The sequence below is a fragment of the Streptomyces sp. ISL-1 genome, assembly GCF_018614585.1.
In the GTDB taxonomy this organism is placed as follows: Bacteria; Actinomycetota; Actinomycetes; order Streptomycetales; family Streptomycetaceae; genus Streptomyces; species Streptomyces maoxianensis.
In genome coordinates, this window is the sequence record NZ_JAGGOI010000029.1 from 156,738 (window position 1) to 178,484 (window position 21,747).

18 protein-coding genes, 3 tRNA genes and 1 pseudogene are annotated in these 21,747 nt (G+C 70.4%); 13 read left to right on the plus strand and 9 right to left on the minus strand.

Annotated elements, in window-relative coordinates; all coding sequences use genetic code 11:
* Positions 1-324 precede the first annotated feature (324 nt).
* The 3 genes from J7E87_RS20400 to J7E87_RS20410 all read left to right on the plus strand — a co-directional run bounded on the left by J7E87_RS20400 (position 325) and on the right by J7E87_RS20410 (position 1,904).
* Positions 325-1,011, plus strand: a complete 687-nt coding sequence (locus tag J7E87_RS20400; RefSeq protein WP_215095908.1) for an NADPH-dependent FMN reductase — start codon at positions 325-327, stop codon at positions 1,009-1,011.
* Between the two features lie 135 nt (positions 1,012-1,146).
* Entirely contained in the window at positions 1,147-1,470 is a 324-nt protein-coding gene (gene cutA, locus J7E87_RS20405) for a divalent-cation tolerance protein CutA (RefSeq protein WP_215095909.1), read from the plus strand.
* Positions 1,471-1,472: 2 nt separating this feature from the next.
* The gene (locus tag J7E87_RS20410; protein ID WP_215096049.1) at positions 1,473-1,904 is read left to right on the plus strand and encodes a gamma-glutamylcyclotransferase family protein; all 432 of its coding nucleotides are present in this window, start codon (positions 1,473-1,475) and stop codon (positions 1,902-1,904) included.
* Positions 1,905-1,911: 7 nt separating this feature from the next.
* On the opposite strand, the gene J7E87_RS20415 is transcribed toward J7E87_RS20410, so the two are convergent.
* From J7E87_RS20415 to J7E87_RS20425, 3 genes are all read right to left on the minus strand, one after another.
* Positions 1,912-4,020: a molybdopterin oxidoreductase family protein gene (locus J7E87_RS20415; RefSeq protein ID WP_215095910.1), complete on the minus strand. Its 2,109-nt coding sequence runs from the start codon at positions 4,018-4,020 to the stop codon at positions 1,912-1,914.
* Positions 4,021-4,186: 166 nt separating this feature from the next.
* Positions 4,187-4,768: a TIGR03086 family metal-binding protein gene (locus J7E87_RS20420; protein ID WP_215095911.1), complete on the minus strand. Its 582-nt coding sequence runs from the start codon at positions 4,766-4,768 to the stop codon at positions 4,187-4,189.
* Between the two features lie 51 nt (positions 4,769-4,819).
* A complete protein-coding gene (locus tag J7E87_RS20425) occupies positions 4,820-5,434 on the minus strand; it encodes a vancomycin high temperature exclusion protein (protein ID WP_215096050.1) in 615 nt (204 codons plus the stop codon).
* Between the two features lie 374 nt (positions 5,435-5,808).
* Here J7E87_RS20425 and J7E87_RS20430 point away from each other — a divergent pair, with 374 nt between their 5' ends.
* From J7E87_RS20430 to J7E87_RS20450, 5 genes and pseudogenes are all read left to right on the plus strand, one after another.
* A complete protein-coding gene (locus J7E87_RS20430; RefSeq protein WP_215095912.1) occupies positions 5,809-6,801 on the plus strand; it encodes a sirohydrochlorin chelatase in 993 nt (330 codons plus the stop codon).
* A 46-nt stretch (positions 6,802-6,847) separates the two neighbouring features.
* On the plus strand, positions 6,848-8,200 hold the full coding sequence (locus J7E87_RS20435; protein WP_215095913.1) for a deoxyguanosinetriphosphate triphosphohydrolase: 1,353 nt from the start codon (positions 6,848-6,850) through the stop codon (positions 8,198-8,200).
* Between the two features lie 129 nt (positions 8,201-8,329).
* Entirely contained in the window at positions 8,330-9,592 is a 1,263-nt protein-coding gene (locus tag J7E87_RS20440; protein WP_215095914.1) for an FAD-dependent oxidoreductase, read from the plus strand.
* 35 nt (positions 9,593-9,627) lie between these two features.
* Positions 9,628-11,532, plus strand: a complete 1,905-nt coding sequence (gene dnaG / locus J7E87_RS20445) for a DNA primase (RefSeq protein ID WP_215095915.1) — start codon at positions 9,628-9,630, stop codon at positions 11,530-11,532.
* Between the two features lie 94 nt (positions 11,533-11,626).
* Positions 11,627-12,845 (plus strand): annotated as a pseudogene (locus J7E87_RS20450) (RNA polymerase sigma factor).
* 126 nt (positions 12,846-12,971) lie between these two features.
* Here the strand turns inward: J7E87_RS20450 and J7E87_RS20455 are convergent.
* The 4 genes from J7E87_RS20455 to J7E87_RS20470 all read right to left on the minus strand — a co-directional run bounded on the left by J7E87_RS20455 (position 12,972) and on the right by J7E87_RS20470 (position 18,531).
* Positions 12,972-14,897, minus strand: a complete 1,926-nt coding sequence (locus J7E87_RS20455) for an ABC transporter ATP-binding protein (RefSeq protein ID WP_215095916.1) — start codon at positions 14,895-14,897, stop codon at positions 12,972-12,974.
* Positions 14,894-16,627, minus strand: a complete 1,734-nt coding sequence (locus tag J7E87_RS20460) for an ABC transporter ATP-binding protein (protein WP_215095917.1) — start codon at positions 16,625-16,627, stop codon at positions 14,894-14,896. Before J7E87_RS20460 ends, J7E87_RS20455 begins: the two co-directional genes overlap by 4 nt.
* 91 nt (positions 16,628-16,718) lie before the next feature.
* Entirely contained in the window at positions 16,719-18,164 is a 1,446-nt protein-coding gene (locus J7E87_RS20465; RefSeq protein WP_215095918.1) for an FGGY family carbohydrate kinase, read from the minus strand.
* A gap of 67 nt (positions 18,165-18,231) precedes the next feature.
* The gene (locus J7E87_RS20470; RefSeq protein ID WP_215095919.1) at positions 18,232-18,531 is read right to left on the minus strand and encodes a YtxH domain-containing protein; all 300 of its coding nucleotides are present in this window, start codon (positions 18,529-18,531) and stop codon (positions 18,232-18,234) included.
* Positions 18,532-18,702: 171 nt separating this feature from the next.
* Between J7E87_RS20470 and J7E87_RS20475 the strand changes: the two genes are divergently transcribed.
* The 5 genes from J7E87_RS20475 to J7E87_RS20495 all read left to right on the plus strand — a co-directional run bounded on the left by J7E87_RS20475 (position 18,703) and on the right by J7E87_RS20495 (position 20,027).
* Positions 18,703-18,775, plus strand: a tRNA-Asn gene (locus J7E87_RS20475).
* 5 nt (positions 18,776-18,780) lie between these two features.
* Positions 18,781-18,853 (plus strand) — tRNA-Asn (locus tag J7E87_RS20480).
* 211 nt (positions 18,854-19,064) lie between these two features.
* Positions 19,065-19,138: transfer RNA gene (locus J7E87_RS20485), tRNA-Ile, on the plus strand.
* Positions 19,139-19,389: 251 nt separating this feature from the next.
* Entirely contained in the window at positions 19,390-19,623 is a 234-nt protein-coding gene (locus J7E87_RS20490; RefSeq protein ID WP_215095920.1) for a type II toxin-antitoxin system VapB family antitoxin, read from the plus strand.
* Positions 19,620-20,027, plus strand: a complete 408-nt coding sequence (locus J7E87_RS20495) for a PIN domain nuclease (protein WP_215095921.1) — start codon at positions 19,620-19,622, stop codon at positions 20,025-20,027. The genes J7E87_RS20490 and J7E87_RS20495 overlap by 4 nt, the downstream gene beginning before the upstream one ends.
* Before the next feature lie 232 nt (positions 20,028-20,259).
* Here J7E87_RS20495 and J7E87_RS20500 read toward each other — a convergent pair whose 3' ends face one another.
* Together J7E87_RS20500 and merB are read right to left on the minus strand one after the other, a co-directional pair.
* The gene (locus tag J7E87_RS20500; protein WP_215095922.1) at positions 20,260-20,805 is read right to left on the minus strand and encodes a hypothetical protein; all 546 of its coding nucleotides are present in this window, start codon (positions 20,803-20,805) and stop codon (positions 20,260-20,262) included.
* A gap of 30 nt (positions 20,806-20,835) precedes the next feature.
* Complete coding sequence (merB, locus tag J7E87_RS20505) at positions 20,836-21,696, minus strand: alkylmercury lyase family protein (RefSeq protein ID WP_215095923.1); 861 nt, start codon at positions 21,694-21,696, stop codon at positions 20,836-20,838.
* Positions 21,697-21,747: the final 51 nt, after the last annotated feature.

Here is a 21,747-nt window from a genome sequence, read left to right on the forward strand (position 1 = left end):
TGAGCGTCTTCTCCTTGAGGTAAGGCGCAGCCCGCCGACCACGCCTGCTGATGGGCAATCAGATTTGACGGGCAGGATCGGCGTGTCGTGCTGGACATGGGACGTTGTCGCAGGTCATTGCGTGTGATGGTGAATCAGATGGGGGAGTTTGCCCCGGCCGTGCCGAACGGGTGAGGGCGGATCCCGGCCGACGGGCCAGGCGGCTGGGGCGGGGTGTCCGGGCCCCCGCCCCGGGGTCAGGCCCTTCATCTGTCCATCCGTCCATCCGTGCGCGGCAGGCAAGGGCTTGACCTCAACCATGCTTGAGATACGAGTCTCATCCTCATGGACCTCACCACGCCTGAAACCACGCCTGAAACCACGCCTGAAACCACGTCTGAAACGACGCCTGACACCGCGCCCGGGACCCCGTCCGGAACCGGGCCCGACCGCGCCGCGCCGCTGAAGCTCGCCGTCATCCTCTCCAGCAACCGCGAAGGCCGCTTCGGCCCCGTCATCGCCGACTGGTTCCTCTCCCGGGCCGCCGAGCGCGAGGACTTCACCGTCGAACTGATCGACCTTGCCGACGCCGACCTGCCCACCGTCCTCTCCTACAACCCCGGCCCCGCCGTCCGCGCCGAACTGGCCAAGGTCTCCCCGAAGCTCGCCGACGCCGACGCCTTCGTCGTCCTCACCCCCGAGTACAACCACTCCTTCCCGGCCGCCCTCAAGAACCTCATCGACTGGCACTTCACGCAGTGGCAGGCCAAGCCCGTCGGCTTCGTCTCGTACGGCGGAATCTCCGGCGGCCTGCGTGCCGTCGAGCAGCTGCGCCAGGTCTTCGCCGAGATGCACGCCGTCACCGTCCGCGACACGGTCTCCTTCCATCACGCCGGCGCCCACTTCGACGCACAGGGCCGGCACAAGGACCCCGCCGCCTGCGACGCCGCCGCCAAGACGATGCTCGACCGGCTCGCCTGGTGGGGGCACGCCCTGCGGATCGCCAAGTCCAGCCACCCGTACGCCGGTTGAGGGGCGGACCACGATGATCGACGCACGCGGACGATCGCCGCCGGAAGGGCGTGTCGCGGGTGCCGTGACGCTGCGCTGCAGCCGTGCGTACGGTGGTCTGACCGGTAGTGGACCGCGATCAGAAGGAGCCCGTCAGTGACCCAGGCGCTGACCGTACTGACCACGACTGACAGCGCCGCGAAGGCGCAGGATCTGGCGCGCGGCGCGGTGGAGGCGAGACTGGCGGCGTGCGCGCAGATCTCCGCGCCGGTCACTTCCGTCTACCGATGGAAGGACGCGATCGAGACCGCGGCGGAGTGGCAGGTCCTCTTCAAGACCACGCAGGCCTGCTATCCGGCGCTGGAGGCGCATCTGGCCGCCGCGCACGACTACGAGACGCCGGAAATCATCGCGACGCCGGTGGTGGGCGGCAGCGCCGCGTATCTGGCGTGGATCGACGCGGAGACCATGGCACCGTGACGATGTCCGCGCACGAGCTCCCGTTCTTCGTCTACGGCACGCTGCGCCCGGGCGAGTGCAACCACGATCTGTTCCTGCACGGCCGAACGGCGACGGAAGAGCCCGCGGTGCTCGCGGGTGCGGTGCTGTACGAGGGCCCCGGCTATCCGTACGCCGTCCTCGACGCCGGTGACGGCACGGTCGCGGGGGAGCTGGTGACTGCCGCCCCGGGGGAGTACCGCGAGCTGCTGTCCGTACTCGACCACCTGGAGGAGTACACCGCGCCCGGCCACCCGCGCAATCTGTACGAGCGGCTGGCCCGCGACGTCCTGCGCCCGGACGGCACGGCCGTACGCGCCTGGGTGTACGTCGCGGCGCCGGGGGTGGCCGGAGAGCTGCGGGCGCAGGGCACACGCATCCGGGGCGGCGACTGGTGCGGCCGGCTGAGCAGCTGAACTGCGGCTACGCCCCGTGCGCGCGTTCCACCCGGACCGCGCACACCTTGAACTCCGGCATCCGCGAGGTCGGGTCGAGCGCGGGGTTCGTCACCGAGTTGACCCGGCCCTCGCCCGGCCAGTGGAACGGCATGAAGACGGTGTCGGGCCGTATCCCCGCGCTGATCCGGGCGGGCCCGACGGCCCTCCCGCGCCGGGACACGACGGCGAGCGGCTCGCCCTCGACCGCCCCGAGGCGCTCGGCGAGCAATGGATGCAGCTCGACGAAGGGCCCGGGGGCGGCGGCATTGAGCTCGTCGACCCGCCGGGTCTGCGCCCCGGACTGGTACTGCGAGACGACCCGCCCGGTGGTGAGCAGCACGGGATACGCCTCGTCGGCCTCTTCGGCCGCTGCCCGATGCGCCACGGCGACGAAGCGGGCGCGCCCGTCGGGGGTCGCGAACTGTTCGAGGAAGAGCCGGGGCGTGCCGGGGTGGTCTCCGATGCCCTCCTCGGGGCACGGCCAGAACACCCCGTCCTCCTGCGCGATCCTCCGGTATGTGATGCCCGAGTAGTCCGCCGGACCGCCCGCCGACGCCCTGCGCAGTTCCTCGAAGACTTCCTCCGGGTCCGCCGGGAAGCCCTTCTCGTGGCCGAGCAGAGCCGCCAGCCCGCCCAGCACCTCCAGGTCGCTCCGTACGCCCGGCGGGGCCGCCACCGCCTGGCGGCGCAGCAGGACACGGCCCTCCAGGCTGGTCGTCGTGCCCGTCTCCTCCGCCCACTGCGTGACCGGCAGCACCACATCCGCGAGCGCCGCGGTCTCCGACAGCACCACGTCCGCGACCGCGAGGAAGTCCAGCGAGCGCAGCCGCTCCTCCACATGCCCGGCCCGGGGCGCGGAGACCACCGGGTTGGAGCCCATCAGCAGCAGCGACTTCACGTCCCCGCCCAGCGCGTCCAGCAGCTCGTACGCGCTGCGCCCCGGGCCGGGCAGCGTCTGAGGATCAACCCCCCAGACCCGGGCGACGTGCTCCCTCGCCGCGGGGTCGTCGATCTTGCGATAGCCCGGCAACTGGTCAGCCTTCTGGCCGTGTTCGCGGCCGCCCTGACCGTTTCCCTGACCGGTCAGGCAGCCGTAGCCGGACAGCGGCCGGCCCGCGCGGCCCGTCGCCAGGCAGAGGTTGATCCACGCGCTCACCGTGTCCGTGCCCTTGGAGTGCTGCTCGGGACCGCGGGCGGTCAGCACCATGCCCGACTCCGCGCCGCAGAACATCCCCACGGCCTCTCGCAGTTGGGGTACGCCCACGCCCGTGATCCGCTCCACCAGCTCCGGCCAGTGAGCCATCGCCGCGGCCCGTGCCTCACTCCAGCCGTTCGTGCGCGACGCGATGAAGTCCTCGTCCGTACGCCCCTCGGCGACCACCAGGTGCAGCAGCCCGAGCGCGAGCGCCAGATCCGTCCCGGGCCGGGGCGCGAGGTGCAGGTCGGCCTGTTCCGCCGTCCTGGTCCGCCGCGGGTCGACGACGATCAACGTGCCACCGTTGTCGCGCAGTTCGGTCAGATACCGCAGCGCGGGCGGCATCGTCTCGACGAGATTCGAGCCTACGAGGATCACACACCCGGTGCGCGGGATGTCCTCCAGCGGGAACGGCAGCCCGCGGTCGAGCCCGAACGCGCGCTGATGCGCGGCTGCCGCCGACGACATGCAAAAGCGCCCGTTGTAGTCGATCTGTGAGGTGCCCAGCACGACGCGCGCGAACTTCCCGAGCGCGTACGCCTTCTCATTGGTCAGGCCCCCGCCCCCGAAGACGCCGACCGCGTCGGGGCCGTACTCCGTTCTCGTACGGCGCAGTCCCGCCGCGACCGTACCAAGGGCCTCCTCCCAGGTGGCCGGCTCGAGCCTGCCTGTGGCGGGGCGACGGACCAGGGGCTCGGTCAGACGCACCCGGGAGGAGAGCAGCGCGGGCGCGGTGCGGCCCTTGCCGCACAGCGCGCCCTGGTTCACCGGGAAGTCCGGGCGCTCCACCACCTCGACCGCCTCGGGTCCGCCGCGCAGACTCATCCCGCACTGCAGGGCGCAGTAGGGGCAGTGGGTCGGCGTGGCCGGGCCGGCGGCCTGGGTGGTGGTTTCGGACATACGGCCAGGTTGGGACGCCCGTGTTACGCGGACGGGCGCGCCGGATTACGGTCCGGGTACGCCCATCTCCGCCCGCGCCCTGCCGCCCCGTGAGGAACTCTCCCCGCCCCGACGCTCGCCGCCCCGGACCGCGCCGCCCCGAGCCGCCTCGCCCGGGCGCCACTCCTCACGCGCGGCGGCCGAGCAGCGCCAGCAGCACGGTCTGGTGGCTGTCGCCCGGCGGCGGCTCGATCGGCGGGGCGAAAAGACCGGACTTGGACAGTTCCGAGGCGTACGGAGTGACCTCGTCGAGCGCGAAGCTCACGAGCGCGTCCGGCAGCCGCTCCGGCGCGCCGATCGCACGGGACAGGTCCCAGCTGTGCACGACGGTATCCGTGATCATCTGCGCGCAGTACGCCACCGCGGGGGTCTCGCCGTACGACAGCAGCACGGTCCGCTCCAGCGCCCCCGACGCCCCGAACGCCCTCCGCGCGGCGCGCGCCGCCGCGTCCCAACTGGCCCGCGGGTGGGCGCCGAGCACATCGCCGTCGTACGCGTCGCCCACGTCGTCGATGCCGACTCCGTCGGTCACCAGGTCCGGCACCCACAGCTGTTCCGAGGTGAGATGGTTGACGAGATCGCGTACTGACCACTCGGTGCAGGGCGTCGGGTCGTCCCACTGATCGGCCCGTACGGCGTGCACACGCTCGGTGAAGAGCGCGAGCGCCTCGGAGTGCCGGTTGAGCAGGGTTGCTACGTCGTTTTCCATACGGTTCACTGTCGCGCGCCGCGGATGCCGACGCGAGTCTGTCGCCGCGTGTCACCGGGCGGCTGCGGCCAGCGCCTCCCTCACACCGGGCTCCTCGGCCCCCAGGAAGCGGGGATCCGGCGTGAACGCGGCGTCCAGCGCCGCCTTGCCGGCCGCGAACATCTCCCGTGTCCCGCCGTAGTACCAGGTGGCGTCGTGGGGTTCGGCGACCCCGATGCCGTACGACTCGACCCCCGCCGCCCGGCAGAGCGCGACGGCCCGCCGGATGTGGAAGCCCTGGGTCACCAGGACCGCGCGCCGGACCCCGAAGATCTTCTTGGCGCGTACGCAGGAGTCCCAGGTGTCGAACCCGGCGTAGTCGCTGACGATCCGCTTGTCCGGCACGCCGCGGGAGGTGAGATACGTGCGCATGGCGTCCGGCTCGTCGTACTCCACGCGGCTGTTGTCGCCGGTGACGAGCACGACCTTGACCTTGCCTGCCCGGTACAACTCGGCGGCGGCGTCCAGCCGGTGCGCGAGATAGGGCATGGGGCGGCCCTTCCAGAGCCCGGCCCCGAAGACGACGGCGACATCCTGGGCGGGGACCTGAGCGACGGTGCGGACGCGGCTGTCGGCGACGGCGTGCATCCAGGTCGCGGGCGCGAGCGCGAGGACGCAGGCGAGCATGACGGTCTGCGCGATCCGCCGCTGGGCGTGCCGGGTCCGGGGTGCTTTTGGAAGTCGTAGTGTCACCTTCACGCCTGGTCAGACGCGGATCGGGCCGGATCGGTTCGGCCGGGCACTTGTTTGGCCTGATCGGCGTTCTGATCACGGTCGCGCCTGTGGGCCGGCCGTGGCGCCGCCTGAGCGGCTGCACGCCGTGGGCCGGCGTGACGTGATCCGGTCCCGAAGGGCGGTCCCGGCGCGCAGTTCTCTCTCCCGCCGCGCTCGATCCGTAGGAGACGGGTCTGACAACGCCGCGGGGGAGCCGGTGAGCCCGCGGAAAACACCCGTCACCCTCACGCAATGACCCTGCAACCTCGGCACGTCAGGATCGGTCCATGACGGAGCCGGCGTACCTTCACGAGTCCCTGCCACCCGACCGTGAGTCCGTGCCCCTCGAGCGGACGCCCCTCGACCCGCGGTCCCTGGACACGAAGCTCCTCGATCCGCGGCCCCTCGACGCCGCGCCGCTGGACACCACGGCGCAGCTGCTCCTGCGCATCACCGACCAGCTCGGCAGCCAACTCAGCCACGTCACACTGAACGGAGCCCGCAGGCGTATGCCCCCGACCGAACGGCCCACCCTCGTCGCCGTCGCGCACGGCAGCCGCGACCCGCGCGCCCTGCACACCGCCACCGAGCTCCTCGACCGGGTCCGCGAACTGCGCCCCGGACTCGACGTCCGCCTCGGCCACATCGAGCTGAACGAGCCGCTGCTGCCCGCCACCCTCGCCGCGCTCGAAGGCGAACGGCGCGCGGCCGGCACCCGTGCCGTCCTCGTACCGCTGCTGCTCAGCCGCGGCTACCACGTCAAGCACGATCTGCCGCGGGCAGTGGCGGCCGTACCCGGCGCGGACATACGCATCGCCGCCCCACTCGGCCCGCACCCCCTCCTGGTGGAGGCGCTCTGCTCACGGCTGGCCGAGGCCGGCTGGCGGCCCGAGGACGGCACCAGCCGCGGCGCCGGAGTGGTCCTTGCCGCAGCGGGCTCGCGCGACCCCGATTCCGCGTCCGACACCCGGCGCACCGCGGAACTGCTCAGCGAGCGCCTCGGCGGCGTGCCGGTCGTTCCCGCCTACGCTTCGGCTGCCCGGCCCACCGTCCCCGCGGCCGTGCGCGCGCTCACCGCCCGCGGCCGCCACCGCATCGCCGTCGCCTCCTACTTCGCGTTCCCCGGCCTGTTCGCCACCCGCAGCGCCGCCGCCGCGCCCTGGATCGCCGCCGACCCGCTCGGCCCGCACCCGGCGCTGGCCCGGCTGCTGCTGCAGCGCTACGACGAGGCCCTGAGCACCGCGTACCCCTCGCAGCGGCGCGAACTCGCCCCTGCCTAGCCCACCACGTCGCCCGCCTGTCACCGGCTCCGGTTACCTTCGGTGCATGGCAGGCACCACCGGCACCACCTCATCCGGCCCCGACGCATCCGACGCCCTCGACGGCGCTTACGACGAGGCGGCCACCGCACGGTGGGCTCCCGAGCCGGACAAGCGCCCGGGCCGCACCGCCTTCCAGCGTGACCGCGCGCGCGTGCTGCACTCCTCCGCGCTGCGCCGGCTCGCCGGCAAGACCCAGGTGGTCACCCCCGGCACCCGCAACCAGGCCTGGGACGCCAGCCCCCGCACCCGGCTCACCCACTCCCTGGAATGCGCCCAGGTCGGACGGGAACTGGGCGCGGCGCTCGGCTGCGACGCCGATCTGGTCGAGGCGGCCTGCCTCGCCCACGACATGGGCCACCCGCCGTTCGGACACAACGGCGAGCAGGCGCTGAACGACTTCGCCAAGGACTGCGGCGGCTTCGAGGGCAATGCCCAGTCGCTGCGCCTGCTGACCCGTATCGAGCCCAAGCGGTTCGTCCACCGCACGGCGACATCAGCCCCCGCCGCGGCGGGGACCGGCGAGCTCGTCAGTGTCGGCCTCAACCTCACCCGGGCAGTCCTGGACGCGGCCACCAAATACCCCTGGCCGCGCGGCGGACACCCCACCGACCCCGACTCGGTGAAATTCGGTGTCTACGAGGACGACCTGCCGGTCTTCGAATGGGCCCGCGAAGGCGCCCCCGCGTACCGCAAGTGCTTCGAGGCCCACGTCATGGACTGGGCCGACGACGTGGCGTACTCCGTGCACGACTTCGAGGACGGACTGCACGCCGGCCATATCGACCCCAACCTCCTCCTCGCGGAACCGGAGCGCAGCGACATCTGGCGGGTGGCGATCGGGCGGTACGTACCCGAGGACACAGATCCGCAGGAGCTGGCCGAGGCCCTGGACCGGCTCATCGACCAGGAGTGGTGGCCGCACCACTACGACGGCTCGTCGGTCGCGCAGGCCCGGCTGAAGGACGCCACCAGCCAGCTCATCGGCCGCTTCTGCCTCGCCGCCGAGGGCGCGACCCGCCAGGCGTACGGATCCGGGCGGCTCACCCGGTACGCCGCCGAGCTGGTCGTTCCGCGCGCAGCCCGCAACGAATGCGCCGTCCTCAAGGCTGTCGCCGACCGCTATGTGATGCAGCGCGCCGAACAGGAGACGCTCCGCGCCGACCAGCGGATCGTGCTCGCCGAACTGGCCGAGGCGCTCACCGCCCGCGCACCCGAGAGCCTCGACCCGCAATTCCGCGCCCTGTTCGACGCCGCTCCCGACGACCGGGCGCGCAAGCGGGTGATCGTCGACCAGCTCGCTTCGCTCACCGACGACTCCGCCCGCACCCTCCACGCCCAGCTCACGGCCCGCCGCTGAGCATCCGGGAGGGCCCCCGGGGCGCGTCCGGGATGACACGCCCAAGGCGCACTCCCTCTTTCGCCATAACGCTCTGTGCGGGACGCTCGCTGAAGGCTGCGCAGCGTAGAAGCAAAGAGGAGGCATCAAGTGGTCGACGCACATCGGACATTCGTCATCGTCGGTGGTGGACTCGCCGGAGCCAAGGCCGCCGAGACCCTCCGCGCCGAAGGGTTCACCGGCCGCGTGATCCTCATCGGTGACGAACGCGACCACCCCTATGAACGGCCGCCGCTGTCCAAGGGCTATCTGTCGGGCAAGGAGGAGCGCGACAGCGTCTTCGTCCACGAGCCCGCCTGGTACGCCCGGGCCGACGTCGAACTGCACCTCGGCCAGACCGTCGTCGCGGTCGACCGCGACACCAAGTCCGTGCGCCTCGGCGACGGCACAGTCCTGCACTACGACAAGCTGCTGCTGGCCACCGGCGCCGAGCCGCGCCGCCTGGACATTCCCGGCACCGAGCTGGCCGGCGTCCACCATCTGCGCCGCCTCGCCCACGCCGACCGGCTGCGCCAGGTGCTCACGGCGCTCGGCCGCGACAACGGCCATCTGGTCATCGCGGGCGCGGGCTGGATCGGCCTGGAGGTCGCGGCAGCCGCCCGCGGCTACGGCGCCGAGGTCACCGTCGTCGAACCGGAACCCACCCCGCTGCACCACGTCATCGGCCCGGAGCTCGGCCAGGTCTTCACCGAACTGCACCGCGAGCACGGCGTCCGCTTCCGCTTCGGCGCCCGCCTCACCGAGATCACCGGCCAGGACGGCATGGTCCTCTCGGTCCGTACCGACGACGGTGAGGAGCACCCGGCGCACGACGTACTCGCCGCGATCGGCGCCGCCCCGCGCACCGCCCTCGCCGAAGCCGCCGGCCTCGCGCTCGCGGACCGGGCACACGGCGGCGGCGTCGCCGTCGACGGCAGCCTGCGCACCTCCGACCCCGACATCTACGCGGCGGGCGACGTGGCGGCCGCCCACCACCCGCTGCTGGGGGCCAGGCTGCGGGTCGAGCACTGGGCGAACGCCCTCAACGGTGGCCCGGCCGCCGCACGCGCGATGCTCGGCCAGGACGTCTCGTACGACCGCATCCCGTACTTCTTCTCCGACCAGTACGACCTGGGCCTGGAGTACTCGGGCTGGGCGCCGCCCGGCTCGTACGACCAGGTGGTGCTCCGCGGCGACGTCGGGAAGCGGGAGTTCATCGCCTTCTGGCTGAAGGACCGCCGGGTGCTCGCCGGGATGAACGTCAATGTGTGGGATGTCACCGACCCGATCCAGCAGCTGATCCGCTCCGGCGGCCCGGTGGCCCCGGACGCCCTCGCCGACCCTTCAGTACCGCTGACTTCCCTCAACAGCTGACGGGAGTGTCATCGCGCCACCGTAGACTTCCGCGTGTGGCAGGCAGGATCAACGATGACGACGTGAAGGCGGTCCGGGACGCGGTCCCGATCGACGCCGTCGTTTCTGAGTACCTCCAGCTGCGCAACGCCGGTGGCGGAAACCTCAAGGGGCTCTGCCCCTTCCACGACGAGAAGTCCCCCTCCTTCCAGGTCAGCCCGAGCAAGGGTCTCTTCCACTGCTTCGGCTGCCAGGAAGGCGGCGACACCATCGCCTTCGTGATGAAGATCGACCATCTCTCCTTCTCCGAGACGGTCGAGCGCCTCGCCGCGACGGCGGGCATCACCCTGCGCTACGAGGAGGGCGGGTACAACCCCACCCACCAGCGGGGCGAGCGCATCCGCCTGGTCGAGGCGCACAAGATCGCCGCGCAGTTCTACATCGAGCAGCTGGAGAACGGCTCCGAGGCCGAGACCGGCCGCAAGTTCCTCGCCGAGCGCGGCTTCGACCAGGCCGCCGCCCAGCACTTCAGCGTCGGCTACAGCCCGCAGGGCTGGGACCACCTCACCCGTTTTCTGCGCGGGAAGGGCTTCAGCGACAAGGAGCTGATCCTCTCCGGCCTCGCCCAGGACGGCCGCCGTGGCCCCATCGACCGCTTCCGCGGGCGGCTGATGTGGCCGATCCGCGACATCTCGGGCGATGTTGTCGGCTTCGGGGCACGAAAGCTGTACGAGAGCGACAACGGCCCGAAGTACCTCAACACCCCTGAGACGGGCATCTACAAGAAGTCCCAGATGCTGTACGGCATCGATCTCGCCAAGAAGGAGATCGCCAAAACCAGCCGGGCCGTCGTCGTCGAGGGCTACACCGACGTCATGGCCTGCCATCTGGCCGGGGTCACCATCGCCATCGCCACCTGCGGAACGGCCTTCGGCGGCGACCACATCAAGATCCTGCGCCGACTGCTGATGGACAACGCCACCGCCGAGGTGATCTTCACCTTCGACGGCGACGCGGCCGGGCAGAAGGCCGCGCTGCGCGCCTTCGAGGACGACCAGAAGTTCGCCGCCGAGACCTCGATCGCCATCACACCCGGCGGCATGGACCCCTGCGAACTGCGCCTGGCCGAGGGCGACGACGCGGTTCAGAAACTGGTCGAAACGCGCACGCCGCTCTTCGAGTTCGCCATCCGCCACAGCGTGCTGCGCCACAATCTGGAGACGCCTGCCGGCCGGGCCGCCGCGCTGGACGAGGCCGCGCCGATCGTCGCAGGCATCAAGAACATCGCCATCCAGCACGAGTCGGCGGTGCAACTGGCCGGCATTCTCGGCATCCTCGACACCCAGTTCGTGGTCAAGCGGGTCGCCCAACTCGCCCGCTGGGCCCGCGACCGCGGCGGCCGCGGCCCGGCGACCCCGTCCCGCGCCCCTCAGTCGTACGAGCGGCAGGGCGCCCACCAGACCCCCGCGGGCCCCGCCCTCAATCTGCGCAGCCCCACCCACCGCACCGAACGCGAACTGCTCAAGCTGGCTCTCCAGCACCCGGACCTGGTCTCCCCGGCCTTCGACGCGTACGGCGTCGACGAGTTCACCGCCCCGCCGTACGCCGCGGTCCGCCAGACCATCGCCGAGGCGGGCGGCGCCGAACAGGGCACCCAGGACAGCCCCGACTACCTCGCCCGGGTCCGCGACGTCGCACCGAACGACACGGTGCGTGCCATGGTCACCGAGCTCGCCGTGGAGGCCATCCACGCCAGGACGGTCGACGAGACCTACGCCGGCACCCAGTTGGTCCAGGTCCGCCTGCGCGCGGTCGACCGCCGCATCGGCGATGTCCAGGGCACCCTCGCCCGCCTCGGCCCGAACGCCGAGCCGGAACACCACACGGCCGTGGCGAACGAACTGTGGGTGCTCCAGCAGTACGCACAGTCCCTGCGCAACCAGGGCGCCGCCGCCCTCTAGCGTGCATGGGTAACCGTCCGGTCACGCACTGGACTCAAAAAGTAGCCGCACGCCCCTCGTGGCAGCGATGTGTCGTACCCCACACTGGGGTGCGGTGCCTGAGTCCCCGGAGCGCGGCCGGTCCACACCAGTGGGCCCCTCACCCCCGCGGATCCGTTCATCGTGTACGGGACGGAAAGCGGCCCGGCCGCCTCCGTCCCGCTGCCGCACGCCCCCGAACCGGCAGCGATCACCTGGAGGTCGCCCCCGTGCAGACCCAGACCCTGACCGAGACCGATGCTGTCGCGGCCGTCTCCGCGCAGGTTCCCGTTCCCGAAGCGGTCCCGGAGACCGTCGTCGAGGATCCGGTGGAAGTTCCCGAGCCTCCGGAACGACGGGTCGGCCGCATCGACAGCAGCGGGCCGTCATCCGACCTGTTCCGTCAGTATCTGCGGGAGATCGGCAGAATTCCGCTGCTCACGGCCGTCGAGGAGGTCGAACTGGCGCGGCGCGTCGAAGCCGGTCTGTTCGCCGAGGAGCGACTCGGCAAGACCCCCGACATCGACGACTCCCAACTCGCCGTCGACCTCGACAAATTGGTGGTCATGGGCCGGATGGCGAAGCGCCGGCTGATCGAGGCGAACCTCCGGCTCGTCGTCTCCGTCGCCAAGCGCTACGTAGGCCGCGGGCTGACCATGCTCGACCTCGTCCAAGAGGGAAACCTGGGCCTGATCAGGGCGGTCGAGAAGTTCGACTACGCCCGCGGCTACAAGTTCTCCACGTACGCGACCTGGTGGATCCGCCAGGCCATGTCCCGGGCTCTCGCGGACCAGGCACGCACCATCCGTGTCCCGGTCCATGTCGTCGAGCTGATCAACCGGGTCATCAGGGTCCAGCGCCGGATGCTCCAGGAGCGCGGCTACGAACCCACCCCCGAAGAGGTCGCCGTCCAGCTGGACCTGGCGCCCGAGCGGGTCAGCGAGGTACTGCGGCTGGCCCAGGAGCCGGTCTCCCTGCACGCGCCGGTGGGGGAGGAGGACGATGTCGCCCTCGGGGACCTCATCGAGGACGGCGACGCGGCGTCCCCCGTCGAGTCGGCCGCCTTCCTGCTGCTGCGCGAGCACCTGGAGGCGGTGCTCTCCACCCTCGGCGAGCGCGAGCGCAAGGTGGTCCAGCTGCGGTACGGGCTGGTCGACGGCAGGCCGCGCACGCTCGAGGAGATAGGCCGGATCTTCGGCGTGACGCGTGAACGCATCCGCCAGATCGAGTCCAAGACCCTCAACAAGCTGCGCGACCACGCGTTCGCGGACCAGCTGCGGGGCTACCTGGACTGAGGGGCGCGGTCCGCTGCGCGGGGCTTGTTCTCCACCCCGCCCTCCCACGGCCGCCAGGCCGTAGGGGGAGGGCGGGGTGGGGTGAAGCCCGCCGCAGGCGCCCCCGCCCCCGGCACCCCCTGCCCCCTACTCCACCTCCACCACCGCCTGCGCGAACTGCGCCGCGTACAGCCGCGCATACGCCCCGCCCGCCGCCAACAGTCCCTCATGCGTGCCCTGTTCGACAATCGCGCCGCTCTCCATCACCAGGATCACATCCGCGTCCCGGATGGTGGAGAGCCGGTGCGCGATGACAAAGCTCGTACGCCCGTGGGCCAGGCGGGCCATCGCCTTCTGGATGAGCACCTCGGTACGGGTGTCGACCGAGCTCGTCGCCTCGTCGAGCACCAGGATCACCGGGTCGGACAGGAACGCCCGCGCGATCGTGATCAGCTGCTTCTCGCCCGCGCTCACGCCCGAGCCGTCGTCGTCGATCACCGTGTCGTAGCCGTCGGGGAGCGTACGGATGAAACGGTCGGCGTGCGCCGCGCGCGCCGCCTCCTCGATCTCCTCGCGGGTTACCTCGCGGGACGCGCCGTACGCGATGTTGTCCGCGATCGTGCCGCCGAACAGCCAGGTGTCCTGCAGCACCATCCCTATGCCGGAGCGCAGTTCCTCCCGCGACATCTTCGCGATGTCCATGCCGTCCAGGCTGATCCGGCCGCCCGTGACCTCGTAGAACCGCATCAGCAGATTCACCAGCGTCGTCTTGCCCGCACCCGTCGGGCCGACGATCGCGACCGTATGACCCGGCTCCACGCTCAGCGACAGATCCTCGATGAGCGGCTTGTCCGGGTCGTACCGGAAGGCGACCTTCTCCAGCGAGACCTGCCCCAGCGGCTGCCCGGACCGGCCCTCGGCCGACGGAGCGTCCGCCTCCTGCTCGTCCGCGTCCAGCAGCTCGAAGATCCGCTCGGCCGACGCGACGCCCGACTGCACCAGGTTCGCCATCGAGGCGACCTGCGTCAGCGGCATCGAGAACTGCCGGGAGTACTGGATGAACGCCTGCACATCGCCGATGGACAGCGCTCCGGACGCGACCCGCAGTCCGCCGACGACCGCCACCAGCACATAGTTGAGGTTCGAGACGAAGAGCATCAGCGGCTGCATCACCCCGCTGTTGAACTGGGCCCTGAAACCCGCCTCGTACAGCTCCTCGTTCTGATCGGCGAAGCCCTGCGCCGACTCGCTCTGGCGCCCGAAGACCTTCACCAGCGCATGGCCGGTGTACATCTCCTCGATATGGGCGTTGAGTTTGCCGGTGGTCTTCCACTGCTGCACGAAGTGCGGCTGCGAACGCTTGCCGACCTTCGTGGCCACGAAGACCGACACCGGCACCGTCACCAGCGCGACCAGCGCGAGCAGCGGCGAGATCCAGAACATCATCGCCAGCACGCCCACGATTGTCAGCAGCGAGTTGATCAGCTGCCCCATGGTCTGCTGCAGCGTCTGCGAAATGTTGTCGATGTCGTTCGTCGCCCGGCTGAGCACCTCGCCGCGCTTGGCCCGGTCGAAGTACGACAGGGGCAGCCGCGACAGCTTCGCCTGCACGTCCTCCCGCATCCGGTACACGGTCCGGTTGATCACCCGGATCGACAGCCGCGTCGCCACCAGCATCAGCAGCCCCGCTGCCAGATACACCACCAGTGCCACCAGCAGCACATGGCCCACGGCGGTGAAGTCGATGCCGTCGCCGGGCGTGAAGTCCACACCGGACAGCATGTCGGCGAGCGCGCCCCGGTCCTTGTCCCGCAGGTCGGCGATCGCCTGTTCTTTGCTGGTCTGCGCCGGCATTTCCCGGCCGACGACCCCCGCAAAGACCAGGTCGGTCGCCTGCCCGAGTATCTTCGGCCCGACCACCGCGAACGCGACGCTCAGCACAGCCGCCGCGAGCATCACCCACAGCGTCGCCCGCTCCGGCGCGAGCTGCCGCAGCAGCCGCTTGCCCGAACCCATGAAGTCCATGGACCGTTCGACCGGCCCCATCATCATCCGTCCGCCCGGCCCGCTCATGCGGCCTCCGCCTCCGTCAGCTGCGAGAGCACGATCTCTCGGTAGGTCTCATTGCTCTCCATCAACTCGTGGTGGCTGCCGGTCCCCACGACCTGCCCCTCGTCCAGGACCACGATGCGGTCTGCGTCGCGGATGGTGGACACCCGCTGGGCGACTATCACCACAGTCGCCTCGGCGGTCTCGCGCGTCAGCGCCCCGCGCAGCGCCGCGTCCGTCGCGTAGTCCAGCGCCGAGAAGGAGTCGTCGAAGAGGTAGATCTCCGGCCGCTGCACCAGGGTCCTGGCGATCGCGAGGCGCTGGCGCTGCCCGCCGGAGACATTGGCGCCGCCCTGCGCGATGGGCGCGTTGAGCCCGCCCTCAAGATCCCGTACGAAGCCGGCGGCCTGCGCGACTTCCAGCGCCTGCCACAGCTCGTCGTCGCTCGCGCCGGGCTTTCCGTAACGAAGATTCGTGGCCACCGTCCCGGAGAAGAGGTACGGCTTCTGCGGCACGAGCCCCACCGTCCTCGCCGTCAGCGCCGGATCGAGCTCACGCACATCCACCCCGTCGACGAGTACTTCGCCGCCCGTCACATCGAACAGCCGTGGTACGAGCCCGAGTAGCGTCGACTTCCCGCTGCCCGTCGAGCCGATGATCGCGGTCGTCTCACCGGGCCGCGCCACCAGATCGACGCCGCGCAGCACCGGCTCCTCGGCCCCCGGGTAGCGGAACTCCACTTCCCGCAGCTCCAGATGGCCGTGGCGGCGCAGCTGCAATACGGGCTCGGAGGGCGGCACCACGCTCGAATCCGTCGCCAGCACCTCCTCGATCCGCTCGGCGCAGACCTCGGCGCGCGGCACCATCATGAACATGAAGGTGGCCATCATCACGGCCATCACGATCTGCATCAGATACGCGAGGAACGCGGTCAGCGCGCCGATCTGGATCGCGCCGCTGTCGACCCGTTGGGCGCCGAACCAGATGACGGCGATGGACGACACATTCACCACCGTCATCACGGTCGGGAACATCAGGGCCATCAGCCGGCCGGTGGACAGGGACACATCGGTCAGTTCGGTGTTGGCCCCGCGGAACCGCTCCTTCTCGTACTCGTCGCGTACGAAGGCGCGGATGACGCGGTTGCCGGTGATCTGCTCCCGCAGCACCCGGTTCACCGTGTCCAGACGCTCCTGCATGGTCCGGAAAAGCGGCCGCATCTTCTTGACTATCAGCGACACCGCGATGCCGAGCACAGGCACCACCGCGAGCAGCACGGCCGACAGCGGCACATCCTGGCCGAGGGCCATGATGATGCCGCCGACGCACATGATCGGCGCCGACACCATCAGCGTGAACGCCATCAGGGCCAGCATCTGCACCTGTTGGACGTCATTGGTCGTACGGGTGATCAGCGACGGCGCCCCGAAGTGGCCGACCTCGCGCGCGGAGAAGCTCTGCACCCGGTCGAAGACGGCGGCCCGGACATCGCGTCCGAGCGCGGAGGCGGTCCGCGCGCCGTAGAAGACGGCGCCGATGTTGCAGACAACCTGGACGACGCTGACGGCGATCATGACCGCGCCGAGCCGGAGGATGTAACCCGTGTCCCCCGTCACGACACCGTTGTCAATGATGTCCGCGTTGAGGGTGGGCAGATAGAGAGTGGCGCTGGTCTGCAGCAGTTGGAGCGCCACCAGCAGGATGATGGGTTTCTGGTACGGACTCAGATACGTCCGTAGAAGTCGTATCAGCACACGCGGTCTCTCGGAGTCGGCAAGATCAAGGGGTCACCCCATCTTGCGACACTCCGCCCCGGGAACCTCAAGGGATTAATTCAAGGCAGGGTCAAGATGTCGGGTTGAACGCCCCGGGGTGGATCTGGTCCCGCGTCGCGCCGTACTGCTGGCGGACCGCCTGACCCACCGCCAGTTCCTCACCGGGCTCGAAGACCTGAGCCGCGGCGCCCTGCCAGGCCGGCGGAGCGGCCGGCGACAGCGTGCCCTGTGAGACCCCGAGCGCCCACGCGGCCTGCCGGGCCGCGCCCAGCGCCGCGTAGTCAGCGGGCTGCGGCACCACGACCTGCGCCCCGAAGATGGCGGGCGCCGCCGTCTGTACGGCGGGCAGTTCGGCGGCGCCACCCAGCAGGAACACTCGGCGCACCTCCACCCCGCGCCCGCGCAGCACGTCCATGGCGTCCGCGAGCGAGCAGAGCATGCCCTCGAAGGCGGCCCGCGCCAGATGCTCGGGCTTCATCGACTCGCGGCGCAGACCGCTCAACGTCCCGGCGGTGTGCGGCAGTTGCGGAGTGCGCTCGCCTTCCAGGTATGGAAGCATCACAAGCCCGGACGAACCGGGCGTCGACTTCATGGCCAGCGCGGAGAGCTCGTCGAGATCCTCCATGCCCAGAAGTTCGGCCGTGCCGCGCAGCGCCCGTACGGCATTGAGCGTGTGCACCACCGGCAGATGCATCCCGGTCGCGTCGGCGAACGACGTAATCATCCCGCTCGGATCGGCCAGTGCCTCGTGGTGGACGGCCATCACGGAGCCGGAGGCCCCCAGCGACACCACCGCGTCGCCGACCCCGACGCCCAGCCCGAAGGCCGCCGCCATGGTCTCGCCGGTCCCGGCGGAGATCAGCAGCCCCTCGGGCGTCGTACCCGCGGCATCGGCCGGACCGAGCACCTCGGGCAGCGCGCAGTGGTGACCGAGCGCGAGCTCCACCAGGTCGGGCCGGTACGAGCCCGTGCCCGCCGACCAGAAACCGGTGCCGGAAGCGCCGCCGCGGTCCGTGGTCCTGTGGGCCGGGCGCCCGAGCAGCTGCCACACCAGCCAGTCGTGCGGCTGCATGACGGACGCGACGCGCTGCGCCGACTCGGGCTCGGAGCGCGCCATCCAGCGCAGCTTTGCCACCGGCTGCGCGGCCTGCGGCACCGAGCCGACGGCCTCGGCCCAGGCCTGCCGCCCGCCCAGCGCGTCGATCAGATCAGCCGCCGCGGCCTGCGCCCGCTTGTCGTTGCCGAGCAGCGCGGGCCGTACGAGATTGCCCTGCGCGTCCAGTGTCAGCAGGCCGTGCTGCTGCGCGGAGACGCCGATGGCCTGCACGCCTTCGAGCAGCCCACCGGCCGCGGCCTCGCCGAGCGAGAGCAGCCATACCTGCGGGTCGATCTCCGTGGCCCTCGCCTCGACGGGGTGCGGCGCATACCCCTGGCGCAGCACGGCACCCGTGTCCGTGTCACAGACAACGATGCGCGTGAATGCAGACGAACTGTCCAAGCCGGCGACTATCCCCATGACTGAAGATTCTGCCGCACGCGCGGAGGTACGGCGTCACCTGCCGCCGGATACGCCCAGCTGGCGGTCATGTATTGGTGGTCCCCCAGTCGTCCTCCCCGCTCCCGCTCCGCTCCCGAAGCGACCGCACCCGCTCGGCCACCGAGTCGGGCATCCGCTCCGAGACCTTGTCGCTCACCGCGTGGAAGGCCTTGCCGGCGACCTCGCGGCCGTTGTGTGCCGCGGACTCCGCGGCATTGCGCACGGCGGGGTTCTGGGAGAACTCGCGCACGGACTTCTTGAGCTGCTCGTAGCGCTCGCGCCCGGCCCGCGTGCCGAATACGTAGCCGAGGGCCAGTCCGGCGAGGAACGTGAGCTTGTACCGCATGGCTGCCACCCTTCCCTTGCTTCGGTGCTCAGCACCTACCCGGCCAGGCCCTGTTCACCCAGGCCTTACCGATTGGCGGAGCACCCCCCTGCTTGCGCTAATGTATGTGTCGCAGCGGGCACACGCCCCCCGGGACGCCCGGGGTGGGTACGTTCGGTGCACACGCAGCAATCCCCTGTAGCTCAATTGGCAGAGCAGCCGGCTGTTAACCGGCAGGTTACTGGTTCGAGTCCAGTCGGGGGAGCGCGATCCCCTGTAGCTCAATTGGCAGAGCATTCGGCTGTTAACCGGAGGGTTGCTGGTTCGAGTCCAGCCGGGGGAGCAGATGCCGGAAGAGGGCCCCGCAGGGGGTCCTTTTTCGTGTCCTGGCCGACTTCGTGGCGGCTCGGCGAGACTTCTGGACGGCTCCTGGAACCGGGCAGGGGGCAGCGCAGTCCTCATGGTTGTGCGTTGCCGACCATCCGAGGCAGGAGATCGTATGAGCGGCTATGCTGCGGCAGACGGCGCGCACATTTGTGCGCGACGCGCCGTTAGGGGCGGTAGCTCAGCCGGTTAGAGCAGCGGACTCATAATCCGTCGGCCGTGGGTTCGAGTCCCACCCGCCCCACCGCGCGCTACGCGTGCAGAAACGATCCGAGCAGCGGAGACGCCTCGGCAGGGCCGCCACGGAAGCCGTGGCGGCCCTCACTGTAACCCCGCACCAAGATCAAGAGGCCTTGCGGCGACCCGCGAGTGTCCGAGATTTCATCCATCTGGTCCGGGTGGCTGTCGATCTTGTTCGCGCGGGACGCCGACACGTCGAATGTTGGAGATGTAGCTTGAGTATGTACATCGTGGACTCAGGGGTGAGGTGGTCGCATGTCCGTTACCCAGATCGACCTCGACGACGAGGCGCTGGCCGAGGCGATGCGCCTGATGGGCACGTCCACCAAGAAGGAGACCGTCAACGCGGCTCTGCGGGACTATGTCGCGCGAATCAAGCGGCTTGAGGCGGCCGAGAAGCTGGCGGGGCGGGGCGAGGGGGGCGAGTTCGAGGCAGCTGCCGCCGCCCATGAAGCCGCCAAGCGGGCACGCCGGGCGGCCTTCGAGTGATCACGTATCTCCTCGATACTTCCGCTCTGTGGCACCTCTTCCGTACGCCGGGGGCGCTGCGCCCGTGGGAGGGGCACATCGCCGCCGGCGTGTTCTCGATCTGCGAGCCCACACGCACCGAGTTCCTGTACTCGGCCACCAGCCCGGCTCATCGCGACGACCTCGGCGAAGAGCTCGACGCGCTGTGCCGGCCGGCGCCGGTGCCGAAGAACGCGTGGCGCTGGGTGGACACCGCCCAGTACAAGCTCACCCAGCGCGGACAACACCGTGCGGCAGGAGCCATCGATCTCCTGGTGTGCGCGACTGCGGTTCACCACCGCCACACGGTGCTCCACGCGGACAACGACTTCGCCGCTGTGGCGGCGGTGCTCAAGGAAGTGCAGCAGCGCGACGTCCGCGCCTGACCAAGACGCGTTTCAGCCGACGGGTGCCGCGCCCCCGATTCCTCCGGTTCACCGGGCCGTGCAAACCAGGCCCTGGTGGCTCTCGGCGACAGGGACGCCGTCCCCGGCAGCCGCCCGGTGCGCAGAGCTGGATCACAGCCCCTTCGGCGGCGGTGGCCACACCCAGGAGCCCGGACGGACTGCTGCCTCCGCACGCACCGCTTCGGTCACCGGCGGTATCACCGTCTTCGGGTTACTCATTACCACGCTTTCTGCGTTGCTTGTTCAGGTCGCTTTGCTCAGCCACGTAGGCGAGTCGTGCGTAGTCCGCAGTTGGCACACCGTCAAAGATGTCCACGGTTGCCGGCCGACCGGACTGCGACCATCGATAGGCCCGCCTACCGCCTCCCATGTCCATGGCCATTCTGCTGGGATAGACGTCCCGGCAGGCGCCCTCCACCGCCGGTTTCAGCCCATCGCGTTCCAGGTCGGTTCGCACTTGCACCAAGGCATCGAAGAGGTTCCACGCTGTATGTTCTGGCGTGCTTGTCCTGTAGGTGATGCGGACCGTGTACTCAGTTCCCGAGTACACGCCGACGAGTCTCCCTACCAGGACCTCCTCATCGGAGACTAGCGTGATCTCTTTGTCGTACATGATTTCTGGGTCATGGGACACGTTCGGCCTCGGGGCGATAGTTCGGATTCGGAATGAGGTCACCAACCTCACCCGTTCGGAGTCTGTCAGCAGGGAGCCGAAGATGGCCTGCCCCAGGGCTTCGGCGCCGGCTTGGCCGATCACGCTGCCGGTGAAGTCGGGGTGCTGCGTGGACTATTCGTGGGCGGTGGCGCGGCTGGTGAAGAAGTTCAGGGCGCCGCAGGTGATGTCGGCGGCGGGGCCGGTGCAGGAGCGTTGACCTACGTACACGACGGTGGTCACCGGTTCCCACACCATGTGGCCCTTGGTGGAGCTGACGGTGATCGGTTCGCCGGTGACAGGGTCGCTGGAGGTGATCACCGCGTCCGTGTCGAGCATGGTGGGGATGCCCAGGGCGTCGATGGCGCACATCGACCATGCCTGAGTCCCGTCGGGGAAGCGGACCCGGTGGGCGGTGGGCACTGCGGAGAACGGGTACGCCGCCCGGATCCGTCCGTCGGCGTCGAGGGTGAGGAAGTCTTCAGCCGCGAGCTCGGCCAGGACATCGGCAGCCTGACGGCCCTGGCCGGCGGCGGTCTCTTCCAGGTCGGCCGCCTCCGGTGCCCGGCCCCTCGTTGCGAAGTGGCGAACTACCGCCTGCTGCACGGATCGCAGGCCCCTTTCGGCCGGGGCGAGCCGACCGCGCCCAGCGCGGCCCGCCGCATCCATCGGCGGACACTCGCAGTCCGTGGTGACTCCGGCGATCTCGAGCGCCCGGCGCAGGTCGGCCACGCTCGGGGCCCCCTCGGTGTGTCCGTCCGGAGCCCGGTACAGGCGGCAGGAGACGCTCGTCGCGGCCCCCGGCGTGGCGAAGGGGTCCGTTCCGTTGATCAGGATGGTCGGCGAGCCGGTCATGCCACGCTCGGCAGCTTGCGCCTCACCGGTGACCTCGCTCAGCTCCACCTCCGCGCTCCGCTCGCCGAGCGCGAGGTGGATCCGCTCCTGGGCCAAGGGGGCGTTGGGGCAGTCGGGCACCGTCAGAACGGTGATACGCATGGCGTCGTCCTCCCAAGTCACTGCAGATGCCATCGACGGTAGACCTTCCAG